The 12,235-nt window shown below is 31.8% G+C and carries 12 protein-coding genes, 1 pseudogene and 1 other annotated feature; of the genes and pseudogenes, 4 read left to right on the top strand and 9 right to left on the bottom strand.

Annotation, left to right across the window (positions count from 1 at the left end; translation table 11 throughout):
* Window positions 1-99: 99 nt before the first annotated feature.
* Window positions 100-726 (top strand): DUF6518 family protein, encoded by a 627-nt coding sequence (locus AC3WTA_RS02310; protein ID WP_000373290.1) that lies wholly within the window; start codon window positions 100-102, stop codon window positions 724-726.
* 318 nt (window positions 727-1,044) lie between these two features.
* On the opposite strand, the gene AC3WTA_RS02315 is transcribed toward AC3WTA_RS02310, so the two are convergent.
* From AC3WTA_RS02315 to AC3WTA_RS02325, 3 genes are all read right to left on the bottom strand, one after another.
* Window positions 1,045-2,028, bottom strand: coding sequence for a sensor histidine kinase (locus AC3WTA_RS02315; RefSeq protein ID WP_000620165.1), 984 nt, complete (start codon window positions 2,026-2,028; stop codon window positions 1,045-1,047).
* Window positions 2,025-2,732: a response regulator transcription factor gene (locus AC3WTA_RS02320; RefSeq protein ID WP_000238985.1), complete on the bottom strand. Its 708-nt coding sequence runs from the start codon at window positions 2,730-2,732 to the stop codon at window positions 2,025-2,027. The genes AC3WTA_RS02315 and AC3WTA_RS02320 overlap by 4 nt, the downstream gene beginning before the upstream one ends.
* Window positions 2,733-2,858: 126 nt before the next feature.
* Window positions 2,859-3,773 (bottom strand): acetamidase/formamidase family protein, encoded by a 915-nt coding sequence (locus tag AC3WTA_RS02325; RefSeq protein WP_000285655.1) that lies wholly within the window; start codon window positions 3,771-3,773, stop codon window positions 2,859-2,861.
* Window positions 3,774-3,929: 156 nt separating this feature from the next.
* Between AC3WTA_RS02325 and AC3WTA_RS02330 the strand changes: the two genes are divergently transcribed.
* Window positions 3,930-4,358: a cell wall hydrolase gene (locus AC3WTA_RS02330; protein ID WP_001128408.1), complete on the top strand. Its 429-nt coding sequence runs from the start codon at window positions 3,930-3,932 to the stop codon at window positions 4,356-4,358.
* Window positions 4,359-4,418: 60 nt separating this feature from the next.
* Here the strand turns inward: AC3WTA_RS02330 and lysS are convergent, their stop codons facing one another.
* Window positions 4,419-5,972, bottom strand: coding sequence for a lysine--tRNA ligase (gene lysS / locus AC3WTA_RS02335; RefSeq protein ID WP_000558605.1), 1,554 nt, complete (start codon window positions 5,970-5,972; stop codon window positions 4,419-4,421).
* 82 nt (window positions 5,973-6,054) lie between these two features.
* Window positions 6,055-6,311: a binding site (T-box leader), on the bottom strand.
* A gap of 67 nt (window positions 6,312-6,378) precedes the next feature.
* A complete protein-coding gene (locus AC3WTA_RS02340; RefSeq protein WP_000551050.1) occupies window positions 6,379-6,549 on the bottom strand; it encodes a DUF2197 domain-containing protein in 171 nt (56 codons plus the stop codon).
* A 230-nt stretch (window positions 6,550-6,779) separates the two neighbouring features.
* Here AC3WTA_RS02340 and AC3WTA_RS02345 point away from each other — a divergent pair, with 230 nt between their 5' ends.
* On the top strand, window positions 6,780-7,484 hold the full coding sequence (locus AC3WTA_RS02345; RefSeq protein ID WP_001079942.1) for a class I SAM-dependent methyltransferase: 705 nt from the start codon (window positions 6,780-6,782) through the stop codon (window positions 7,482-7,484).
* 146 nt (window positions 7,485-7,630) lie between these two features.
* On the opposite strand, the gene AC3WTA_RS02350 is transcribed toward AC3WTA_RS02345, so the two are convergent.
* From AC3WTA_RS02350 to AC3WTA_RS02360, 3 genes and pseudogenes are all read right to left on the bottom strand, one after another.
* Complete coding sequence (locus tag AC3WTA_RS02350) at window positions 7,631-8,263, bottom strand: type 1 glutamine amidotransferase family protein (RefSeq protein WP_001194782.1); 633 nt, start codon at window positions 8,261-8,263, stop codon at window positions 7,631-7,633.
* Window positions 8,264-8,317: 54 nt separating this feature from the next.
* Window positions 8,318-9,798: pseudogene (locus AC3WTA_RS02355) on the bottom strand (UDP-N-acetylmuramoyl-L-alanyl-D-glutamate--2,6-diaminopimelate ligase).
* A gap of 440 nt (window positions 9,799-10,238) precedes the next feature.
* On the bottom strand, window positions 10,239-10,751 hold the full coding sequence (locus AC3WTA_RS02360) for a hypothetical protein (protein WP_000197227.1): 513 nt from the start codon (window positions 10,749-10,751) through the stop codon (window positions 10,239-10,241).
* Between the two features lie 506 nt (window positions 10,752-11,257).
* Between AC3WTA_RS02360 and AC3WTA_RS02365 the strand changes: the two genes are divergently transcribed.
* Window positions 11,258-11,668, top strand: coding sequence for a hypothetical protein (locus tag AC3WTA_RS02365; RefSeq protein ID WP_001013790.1), 411 nt, complete (start codon window positions 11,258-11,260; stop codon window positions 11,666-11,668).
* 121 nt (window positions 11,669-11,789) lie between these two features.
* Here AC3WTA_RS02365 and AC3WTA_RS02370 read toward each other — a convergent pair whose 3' ends face one another.
* Window positions 11,790-12,071, bottom strand: coding sequence for a hypothetical protein (locus AC3WTA_RS02370; protein WP_000600377.1), 282 nt, complete (start codon window positions 12,069-12,071; stop codon window positions 11,790-11,792).
* Between the last annotated feature and the right edge of the window lie 164 nt (window positions 12,072-12,235).

Genomic DNA, 12,235 nt, shown 5'->3' on the forward strand with positions numbered 1-12,235 from the left:
CAATAATCACTTGTTGTTTTTCGATAAATTTTTATTGATTATCCCCCTACAATAAGCTATTATATGTTTGCAGAAAATATTAATGTAAGGGTTGATTTTATGGACAGGGCATTAAAAATCACAAAGTTAAATATGTTTTTAAAGATTTTTCTCATCCCGATTATAGTAGGGATTATTGTTGGTATACTAACTAAATTGGGGCAAGGTATACTTCCAGGACATTGGAATTCATTAGCTAATCTAGGAAGTGTTTGGTTAGTTCCATCCTTTTTTGTGGCTAGCTTTAGTTATTCTAAGCGTACAGCTATACTTTCTGGTATCCTTGCACTACTCGGTATGGTATTAGGCTATTATGGTTATGCAATAGTTATTAAAAATGTAGCTCACTCTATTTATTTTATATCTGTATGGATTGTATGTGCATTTATAGGAGGGACTATCTTTGGAACTGCAGGTTTTCTATGGAAAGATACTACAAATCCACTTCATAAATTCGGAAGCGCGCTTATTAGTGGAGTTTTTGTAACGGATGGACTTCACATTCTTTTAAATTTTGAAGACTATAGTCACATGTTACCTGTTGGATATACCGAAGTGATAGTCGGGATTATCTTGATTCTTGTGTTAGAACGCTCTAATGCTAATCGAATTTCTTCTTTCTTAATGATGGTTCCTATCACTATTTTAGGAATAATTGGATATACATTATTAAGTTTGTTTACTTAATTACAATACTGTATCATGAAAAAACAAAAGACTAATTCTATAATAATCCACAAAACATATCACGAATTCGAACATTATACTTATTAATGTTGATACACTTATTCATATGATGGATTCATGAAGCTATTTCTTTCAAAGGGGTGGCTTTTTTCTTACAAAAACTATTTATCAGCTTTTTATTAAATACTTCTAATTTAACAATCGTATTTATTTGCGTGTCATTATACATACGAAGATTACCTTTTACCATTTCATATAATCGCTATAAAGTAAGGCTAAAAAACTTATCTCCAAAGTTCTTTAGCCTAGTTCACTTATTTACACATTAAAAAATATAATTCGTACAACGGTACCTTTACCAACTTCTGAATGGATTTCTACACTATGTCCTAATTGTTTCGTAATTTCATATACAAGATATAGCCCCATTCCAGTTGATTCTTTAAAATCTCTGCCATTTTCTCCTGTAAAGAAAGGTTTAAACACTCTTGGTAAATCTTGCTTCGGTATCCCTACGCCATTATCGGCAATTTCAAGTATAACTGTATTACCTTCCTTACAAGCTTTCACTTTAATCTTTTCTCTACTACCTGATGAATATTTAATCGCATTCGATAGTATTTGTCCAATTAAAAATTGTAACCATTTCGCATCACTTTCTACACTAATGTCCTTATCAATTTTAAGCTCTGGATATACAAAATTCCGGATAAAGAAGCGTTTATGTTCATGTACAGAATCATTCACTATTTTATGTAGTTGTACTTTTTCCACATAAAAGTCTTGTGTAAATGCTTCTAAACGTGCGACATACAGAGCCATCTCTAACCCCTTTTTCAGCCTATCTGTTTCCTCATTTATACTTTCAAAACGTGAATCGACTTCATCTTGTGTAATTAATTCTATTACAGATAAAGGTGTTTTCATTTGATGAATCCACTGATTCATAAAAGTTAAATGATCATTATTTTTTCTCTCTTGTATTTGCAGCTGATTTTGATAATGTCGATATTGCACCTCAAGAAGTTCTTGAAGAGCATCAGATAAAGCTGCAAAATCTGATTTTTGAACAGATTCATCCAAAGAGTTCAACGGATTTGCTAATCGTTCATAGAAAGTACGATGAGTAAAATAACGAAATACTAAATAGCCTACCATAAAAAAGACACCTAAAAACATTGCATATAATGCCGTTGCAATATGGTTATGCCCATCAAACCAATATACAAGAAATATGGCTAGTAATTGGATTGCTGTAAAACAAATAAGTGGTATATGATCACGAATAAATAATCTTATCATTTCTCCATACCAGTATCCCAAGTAATATGTAATCTATAACCGACACTACGAATCGTTTCAATCGCATCTTCAATCTGTAACGTTTTTAACTTTTTTCGCACACGAGTTGTATTTACGCTTAAAGTATTATCATCAACATAAGATTCGCTATCCCATAATTTATTCAACAGCACTTCTCTACCCACAACACGCGGATAATTTTTCATTAACATTTCTAATAAAATGGCTTCGTTTCTCGTTATATCAATCTCTTGATTACGCAATTTCAATACAAGCCTTTCAGGATATAAACAAAGACCTTGTTGCTCAACCATCCGTTCTTCTACTTTCGGTGCATAATCTCCATAAGCACGTCTTAAATGACTACGAATTTTAGCCATTACCACTTCGTAATGGAATGGCTTTGAAATGAAATCATCACCACCGTTTTCTAGTGCCATAACTTGATCCATCGTACCTTCACGGGCTGAAATAAATAGTATCGGACATGTAGAAACTCCGCGAATTTGACGACACCAATAGTACCCATCAAAACTCGGTAAATTAATATCTAATAAAACTAACTCTGGTTGTTCTTCTAAAAAAATGTTTAATACATTTTGAAAATCCGATACAATAATTCCTTCATACCCGTATTTCGCGACATGTGTTGATAATAGTTCTGCAATTTTCATATCGTCTTCTACAATCATAATTTTAACCATGTGTTTACTCCTTTTTCGATCCACAATCTTATATTCAATTATATAAAATAAATACTACCTGTTTATATATCATCCGTAAATCAAGAAAGGATACTTTTATACAACAGCATCCTTCTTCTATCATTCTTATTTAAGATGAAATTTACTCAAATTAAAACCTAGCTTCTCCACATAATTCATACCTAGTTCCATTCGTGCTGTTTTCAGTGGATCTACAACTTGGCAAACTCTTAAATCGCCTGCAGCTGATAATAAAAGTGTTGCATTAGCTTTAGACATTTCTAATTCCTTATGTAAAAATGTCACCATATTACGTACAGCGCGATTCGCTGCATCATCTAACAATTTCTCTGAAGCAATCGTCATTATTTTTTCTTTTTGGATCGCCATTGGTAGTGACCATTTCTTTCCTTTTATAATTTGAACTGTAACAGTTACCTCACCAGCAACCTCTACTCCACTAACACCAATTTCACCATCACCCATCGCCGCGTGTAAATCACCTAATGCTAATAGGGCACCAGGAACATTTACAGGTAATAATAATGTTGTCCCTTCTTTTATTTCTTTACAGTCCATATTCCCGCCGTGATCATGCGGTGTGCCACATGAAATACTCTCTTCTTTCGGCGCAGTACCAATAACACCGATCATTGGATTAATCGGGATTTGTAGTTCATTTGAAAACAAAACATGTTCATTATGTATTGGGACGATTTTCACTGTATTTTCGTTTAGATCTTCACCCATTACGCCAAGATTCGCTCCTGTAGTTAAAACACCTTGCTCTGCAATTTTAATCTTTTCAATCATTACAACTAATATATCACCAGGTTCTGCACCATTAATATATACAGGCCCAGTCGCCGGATTAATTCGGTTCCAATCTAATTCTTGAAACGCAACATCTTCAGATTCAATTTGATTTTCAAAGCAATCATATGTTTCAAATACAAGACGACTCCCAATTTCTACTTCCATACACGGCTTATTTTCTGGTGACATTGCGTAAATAATATGGTCTTTATGAATTCGATACACGTTATCTCTCCCCTTTTACATTAGTCTACAATTACTAATTAGCTTTTTTCATAAAAGCTAATTGTGAAAATTAATGAATTTACATATAGAAAAGCACTTAGCTTATTTTCATACATACACTCTTTACTATAACAGATAAAGAAAGGTGGTAGCACTATGCCCCTTATTCCATATAACGAAAGTGATGTTGATTTACTAGCTCGTTTAATTCGTGCAGAAGCTGAAGGAGAAGGTCGACAAGGTGAACAACTTGTTGGCTGCGTAGTAGTAAATCGTGTATTTTGTGATTGCTTAGATTTTAAACAGCTTCGTTCTGTACGTGACGCAGTATATCAAAGTCCCGGTGGATTTGAAGCAGTGCAATACGGATATTTTTATCAGCGTGCTCGTGATTCTGAAAAAGAAATTGCAAGAAAAGTTTTACAAGGTGAATGGCGCTGGCCAGCACGTTGGGCTCTTTGGTATTTCCGTCCAGTTGGTGCTTGTCCACCTGAATGGTATAATCAGCCGTTTGTAGGACAGTTTAAAAGTCATTGTTTTTATGAACCACGTGGTGATGAATGTCCGAAAATGTATTCACGGTAGCAAAATATGAAACGCAAGTACTTAGCTTAGATCTCTGAGTACTTGCGTTTCCTTTATTTTTTAGAAATCTAATAATGTGATGAATTTTTCAATGCCTACTACATGTATTAATAACGGTATACGTGGGCCGCTAGACTGATTTATTATGAGCCTATATATAATAATAAATAATTGTTTTTGATTTTCTTTCATTATTTTTTTATTTTCATGATGACAAATCGAATACAATTGTTCCATTAAGTTAGAGTAATCTTTGTTAGAACGAAGTATGTTGCAAACTTCTACTAGCCACTCTTTCTGTCTTTCATCTAATGTGTTGTAAAACTCTGTATTTCTCTCTAGATTTACCGCAATTAATTTTTCAGATTGAAAGTTTCTTATCCAATACTCTGCACGGTTACATATCGCTATCATAGCATCTAATGCATAACTCCTATCTGTTTTTTCTAATATACCTTGTAAAATAGATGAATCAAAATTTAATAGCGGTAACGTTCCAGCAACCTGATTAAACTTTGGATACTCTTTAAACCCGCTATCAACTTTAGAGAGTTTAATTGCATCAAATAAATCTTCATTTTTGAGCGTTTTATTTTCATAACTATCTTTTAATCGTTCATACTCTGTATAATTGCGAATCACATCTTCATCAAGGCCGATATGAAAAGCTGCGTTTGGTCTATATTTAGCAAACATAAAAAGAATCACTTCGGGCAAATACACTTTTAACAGCTCGCTAGGTGTAATACTATTCCCTGAAGAACTAGACATTTTTTTATGATTCCCTTTAATGCCAATGAAATCATAAGAAACATAATGAGGAGCTTCACGATTGAATATTTCCATCGCAATTTCCTTTGATACATTATAACTACCCGTTTCTGATGAATGATCTCTTCCGCCCGGTTCAAAAATAACATCCTCTATCATCCACCTCATCGGCCAATCGATTTTCCAATTCAATTTCATTATATTTGTATCTAAGACCGATAATTCATTTTGCTTTCCACATTCACATTCATACCGTACTGTTTTTAACACTTCATCAAAATGTGTAATCGTTGTTGCATCTTTCCCGCATCTCTCACAATATAACGTAACCGGATAAAAGCTCTCTCGCTCTTCTTCACTACACTCCCCAGTTTTAAATCTCATTAAAATATCATATATTTCTTTTCTTTTATATAAAGCCTCTAATATATTTTTGTTATACCTTCTACTTCTATATTCAGCATGTTGATATATGAATTCCACTTCAACCCCAAATGCTTGAAGAGATTTCTCAAACTCTTTTTCAAAATGCTCTGCATACGAATTATGACAGCCATATGGATCTGGAATATCACAGTATGGCATACCAATATATTTTGCAAAAGATGGATCAATATTTTTAGGAACTTTTCTAAATCTATCATAATCATCCCATGAGAATATAAAACGAGTCTTTTCCCCTAAATCTTGTAGTGCTTTTACCACGAAATAAGTCGTTATTATTTCGCGAAAGTTCCCGATATGAACAGAACCAGATGGACTTATTCCAGATGCGCAAACAAAAGTTTCTTTATTTGGATGTTTTCTTATTAATTCATGTGCTACTTCATACGCCCAATGCATATGTTATTCACCTCAATTATTATTTGTTTTCATATTTTCAAATTTATGCAATAAAAAAACTCCCACCCCCAAGATTATTCATCTTGAGGACGAGAGTTGTTAGCTTCGCGGTACCACCTCAGTTTGTTAATACGTCGCCATATTAACCTCTTCAGGTACGGCAAAATATGCTTATACCCTATCTCTATAACGGGAGAATCCGTCGCACCATCCCTAAACAAATTAGTTCCTTGCGCAGCTCCAAGTCTTTTTTCATTAAGATTTATACCGCTCATTCTCAGCAACCAGAGCTCTCTGTACGTAACCTTTCTTAACTACTCTTCTCTTCCATGCCACTTTATATATTAGTTTTTTTCATATGATAATTTATAATGCTTTTATTGTCAAACTTTTCCGGACATATAAGCTATCTAAATAAATGCTTTATCGCTTCTAATTGAATTTTGTGGCTACACTCATCGCAACAATAAGTTCCTTTCGGTTTCTCTTTAAATCGCTTATATTTTTCACTACCTTCGTAAACACGAAATACATTTTTACAAGAAAAGCAAACAATTTCATAAAACATCATATGCATTTTCCTCTCCATGTTTATACATTTTTTTAATCACTTAAGAAAATCAGTTTTCCACAGTAAGAATCTTAATATCTCTGGCTAAAAGGTTTACCTATATTCTTATCGAATTATACAAATATCTTATAAAGCGAGGTGAAAATCTTGATCAGTAATATAGAATTAGTTTTAGATGCTTTAGCAAGTTTTGCTAAAGGACCTCGTTAGAATGAAAGTATTGGAGTTGAAATACAATGAATCGTATTAATTACATAAGACACGAAGAAAAGAAATATCATGACCTTTGCTATGAACAATACAAATTATTTGAAACTGGCTCTTGGCTTTACAAACCGGTTAAAACAGTTATGGATTTAATAATGGATTACTTTGAAGGACAAAACAACTTGCAAGTACTTGATCTCGGCTCTGGCGTTGGAAGAAATAGTATTCCAATTGCACAAAAAATAAAAAATGCTAGTGGTACTGTTACATGTGTGGACTTACTGGATTCCGCTTTAACAAAATTACAAATTTATAGTAAAGAACATGATGTTTTTGAAGTTATAAAAACAGAACAAGCAGCAATTGAAAACTACTACATCCAACCTGATACTTTTGATTATATCGTTGCAATATCAAGTTTAGAGCATGTTCAATCAGAAGAAGATTTAAAAAACGTGCTCCATTCTATGAAAAAAGGTACAAAGACTGGTGGTATCAATTGTTTAATTATTAACTCGAACATACAAGAAATTGACTTACATACGAAAGAAGAATTAGATGCTTTAATTGAAATTAACCTTCCTACTGAACATATGATATATCTATTAAAAAGCATTTATAAGGAATGGCAAGAAATAAAAATTGAAATAAAAGAATTAGCTTATAATATAGTCCGAAACGAAAGACACATTCAATTAAAAACAAATGCTATTACTTTTGTCGTTCAGAAATAATAGTATAATAAAGAAGTGACTCTTTCTCTCAAATTCATTTTTATTGTACAAAATTTGTTACTTTATATATTTATTAATCAAAACACAAAAACCATGCTTCAGTATCATTAGAAACATGGTTTTTATTATTGATCATACTAAATTGCTTAGCTATTTAATGAATTCATTAACTGGAAGAAATGTTCAGGTTCATGTGTCTTATTTAATTCATACCATGAATGGAGTGTATCTGGCGCAAATACATCTAATGTTTTTAGAACTTCCATTGCAAATTCCAAAGGAGCTACTCCAGATGCAGTAATAAGATTTTCACCAGACGCTACAGGTCCCATTTCATATAAATTTTCCCCTTTATATGTAGGGCAAACCATTTTCATATAATCTAAACTATTACTTGTATGCTTTCTAGAATTTAAGTATCCGTAATTTGCAAGGCCTATTGTTGCACCACAAATTGCAGCCACAATAGTACCAATCTTTAAAGCTTCTTCAACTTTTTGCAATATGGGTTTATGTATGTTTTCAGTCCAAGTATTTCCTCCAGGTAAAATCAATAAATCATTACTCTCAAGTACACATTCATCTAGGGAAATATCTGGCTTTACGCTCAAGCCTCCCATTGAAATAACCATTTCTTTATTTATTCCAACTGTAACTACTTTAAAAGGTGCTAAACCCTTTTTAAAATATCTACCTGTATTAAGTTCAGCAATTAAATGTCCGTATTCCCAATCGGACATCGTATGAAATACATATAAATAAGCTTTTCTAGTTTGCATTCAATAACACTCCATTCACAACTTAATCTAATCTAGTCTTTTCTAAAAGATAATCTATTTATTATTTATAATTGCTTGTCGAGCTTTTTCTTTATCATCAAAATAAATAGTCGAATCCTTTAAAATTTGATACGTTTCATGCCCTTTCCCTGCAATCAAAACAATATCATTAGAAGATGCCATGTTTATTGCATGTTTTATAGCCAGTTCACGATCTAATTCTACTTTATAATTCAAATTATTATTCTGTGAAAATCCTTTTTCAATATCTTTCATTATTGCCTGCGGGTCTTCCGAACGTGGATTATCAGAAGTAATATAAACAAAATCACTATAACTTCCAGCAATTTCACCCATTATAGGTCGTTTTTTTCATCTCTATCCCCACCGCAACCGAAAACAGTAATAATTTTACCTTTTGAAAACTCGCTAATTGTAGAGAGGACATTTTCTAACGCATCGGGTGAATGAGCATAGTCCACGATTACAAGGAAATCTTGATTTTCGTCTATGATTTCCATTCTACCTTCAATGCTCTTTACATGAGATAAACTGTCACTAATGTTTGTAAGCGGAATACCTTCAACCAATGTAGCTGTTATTGCTGCTAATGCATTATATACATTAAAGCGGCCTATTAGATTTAGATGGATTTCTATTTCTCCATTAAAGGATGCAACTACAAAACGAATTCCTTTTGGGCTTAAAGTTATGTTCTTCGCTTGAACATCTGCTTTATTATGTATCCCATATGTGATAACCTCAGCTGAAGTAATTTTTTTAAAGTATTCTACCGACGGATCGTCTGCATTCAATACAACAAATTTTTTATCTGTAATAGAAAAATCATTTCCTAATCTGGAAAATAGAAGGCCTTTTACTTGCTTATATTCCTCAAATGTTCCATGGTAATCCAAATGATCTTACGTTAAATTTGTAAAAACAGCGGTTTTAAAGTTACACCCTTTAACTCTTTCCATATGTAAACCTTGTGAGGTAACTTCCATAACACAATAATCTGTATTATGATTTTTCATCGTTTGCAAATTCCGCTGAAGTATCGGTGGTTCTTGCGTATTAATATCAGTAGGATACCATTTCGAACCAACTTTCACTCCGTTATTCCCCATAAGCCCTGTTTGAAATCCATAATCACTCAAAATCTTTTCAAGTAAATAGGAAGTAGTTGTTTTACCATTTGTTCCTGTAATTCCAATTAGTTTCATTTCATTAGATGAGTAACCATAGAAATGTGACGCAATAACTGCCATAGCATACCTAGCATCTTTAACAATTATTTTAGGTATTTCAATATTTACATCTCTTTCTACAATTAACGCCATAGCGCCATTTTTCACTGCATTTTCAACAAATTGATGTCGATCTTCAAGAAAACCATCGATACCTGATACACATATAAATAAATTTCCACTAGTTATTTTTCTAGAATCCATTTCTAATCCCGTAATTTCTACATTCATATCTCCAATGGTTTCTTTAATCAATAACAAATCCGCCAGCTCTTTTAGTTTCAAATCCCTCGCCCCCTTACAAATTTCCCCTACTTATTTTACCACTTTATATAAAATAATGGTTTAAAATTCCATATTAGTCGGATGAAATTTAATCATCTTCAATAAACAAAAAAATAAAAGAGCACTTGTTTCCGCAAGTGCTCTTTTTGGGGATTTTGAGATACCCTATTAACGAAAGTTAAGGTTACTTAAAGTTAATAGGTATTTCTATTATATGCTTGTCCTTTTTATTTGTGCATAATCAATATATAAGAATTTATATTAACACTAAATAATTTCCTTAATTACTATTTTAGAATAAAGGTTATTCAACTCATTGCAAATAGCCTAAAAAAGATAAGCCAAAACTATTATTAAAATATAAATTTAATATCATACATTACTTGTTCAGCTACAGTATCAGCTAATTGATTAACAAATTGATAAAACAAATACTAAATTTATTTTAAACCTAAAATCGGTAATACTGTGTAATTAATCCTATATCCTTCAAACCCTGATGGCTTCACATCGTATTCCCACTTATGGAAGCATTCTGTTAACATGTATCCTACTTTTCCTTTATTCTCGTCTGTATTATGATTAATATAGCCGCATTGTTGGTGCGAGGTAATGAGATCCCCAGAAATTTTCTCCACATTCTTAAAACGGCTAAGATCAGGCGTCACATCTATCCAACTTTGATTTGTTACTTTATCATAACGAGCTTTTAAACGATAAATAATCCAACCATTTGGTTGTTTAAGTACACTATTCTCTAAAGAGGCCTTACCTGAATAGTAAGTAACTACATCAATCTCAACTTCTTCTTTGTTTTTCATATCTTCCATGAATTGTACAACTTCACTATAATCTGTTTCTTTTAGTTCTTCCTCAAAAACACCAAGTGATACTAAAATTAGTATGAACGCTGTAATTGAAAATAAGGTAATGATTATCTGTTTTCTTGTCATGTAGTTCCCCCTAATTATATTAAACACTACACATGATATGGCTTTGAATATATTCACTCTAGTGGTCTAACGTTTTTCCTCCATTTTAAATTTCACCATAATTAACCACATTATTGTTTCTAGAAATACTAAATGAAAATCATATTTTCAACATGGTTAAACTTCATTTTAAGCAGACAACAGATAAGGTATACCTCGCCCATTACGATATGACTACCTACTAATCTTTTTCTTTTGTACAAGCGATTAATAGCCGAAATTTTCACAAAACATTTTGACGTATTACTTATTCCAATATAAAATTATATGCAAACAATCAAAATTAACCTAAAATATATAAAGGGTATACCATACTAACAGTTAAATGCTTAGATTTGTCCTTTTCCATAATTAACAAGGATAGAGTAACATGAAAATAGAGAACGAGTACCGTTACTAATCACATGCAGGTTCTTTGAAAATTACATTTTCATACTATAAACATAAATAAAAGGGGTACATATGAAATGAACGGTTTAATGGAAAATAATTTAAGAACTTTGTTCCTTCTCTTTGTAAGTATAATTGTACTAGTATTTCAAACTATTATTTTTGTAAGAATAGTAAGAAACTGGTTCAAAACCAAAAATATAGATAAATTAAAAGAAGATAAACAGTATATTAAAAAGCTAACTATAGTATACATAGCAATTATGGTAATAGGCGCTATTACAAACTTACCTTTATTCGGATTTATATTGTTAGGTTTTATGTCTAATACTATTATATTAATGTCTTTAAAGATAGAATTGTCTAATACAAAATCAAGTCAGTTGAAAACTGTGAAGAACTCAAAGCTCATGTTATGGTTTGTAATGAACACTATACACTTAGTGCTTTTCTTTGTTGAGGGGATAAAACTCATTAAACGTATATAAGGCGATACTTTGGGATAACGATACGAGTTCTTACGCATCACTTAATTACATTACATTGACAAATTTATAGAAGGGACTGTATCTTTTAAAAGAAACGGTCCCTTCTATAAATATATATGTATTAAAATTTATATTTTTTTACGGTACAAGGAATAGTTACAATGTACAAATCTATAGCATAGTTTGTAACCCAAATACCTTTACCTTCAGCTTCTAACTTTTTATCTAATTGAGACAAATGCTCTGAAACTTTTCTTTTCCCCCATCTTCTAGGAAGCCATTGAAAAACCTTAGGAACATTATATTTCTTATTATACCAAGTATTCAATCTCCAGAAAATGAAAAAAAACAATACAATAATTATGATACGAAAAATATCAAAATATGAAATTCCTAAAATCATATTTTATTTTCTCCATTTCTTCTTTTTCTGACATTAAAACTCCACAAAAAATATCAAACACATTTTGTTTCTCATTTTATCACTGTATTTCCCCATATTTTAAGCGCTATCTAATCTTGTTTCTCTAGACCTATCTCTATTAAGACTTCTAATTCATTCATAAT

The sequence above is a fragment of the Bacillus sp. EB106-07-01-XG149 genome, assembly GCF_058791555.1.

Excerpts from the sequence above, each read along its gene's own strand:
- AC3WTA_RS02315 (WP_000620165.1), bottom strand. The coding sequence starts at position 2,028 with ATGATAAGATTATTTATTCGTGATCATATACCACTTATTTGTTTTACA.
- AC3WTA_RS02370 (WP_000600377.1), bottom strand. The coding sequence starts at position 12,071 with ATGATTTTAGGAATTTCATATTTTGATATTTTTCGTATCATAATTATT.
- AC3WTA_RS02340 (WP_000551050.1), bottom strand. The coding sequence starts at position 6,549 with ATGCATATGATGTTTTATGAAATTGTTTGCTTTTCTTGTAAAAATGTA.
- AC3WTA_RS02365 (WP_001013790.1), top strand. The coding sequence starts at position 11,258 with ATGAACGGTTTAATGGAAAATAATTTAAGAACTTTGTTCCTTCTCTTT.
- lysS (WP_000558605.1), bottom strand. The coding sequence starts at position 5,972 with ATGCATTGGGCGTATGAAGTAGCACATGAATTAATAAGAAAACATCCA.
- AC3WTA_RS02320 (WP_000238985.1), bottom strand. The coding sequence starts at position 2,732 with ATGGTTAAAATTATGATTGTAGAAGACGATATGAAAATTGCAGAACTA.
- AC3WTA_RS02345 (WP_001079942.1), top strand. The coding sequence starts at position 6,780 with ATGAATCGTATTAATTACATAAGACACGAAGAAAAGAAATATCATGAC.
- AC3WTA_RS02360 (WP_000197227.1), bottom strand. The coding sequence starts at position 10,751 with ATGACAAGAAAACAGATAATCATTACCTTATTTTCAATTACAGCGTTC.
- AC3WTA_RS02350 (WP_001194782.1), bottom strand. The coding sequence starts at position 8,263 with ATGCAAACTAGAAAAGCTTATTTATATGTATTTCATACGATGTCCGAT.
- AC3WTA_RS02310 (WP_000373290.1), top strand. The coding sequence starts at position 100 with ATGGACAGGGCATTAAAAATCACAAAGTTAAATATGTTTTTAAAGATT.
- AC3WTA_RS02330 (WP_001128408.1), top strand. The coding sequence starts at position 3,930 with ATGCCCCTTATTCCATATAACGAAAGTGATGTTGATTTACTAGCTCGT.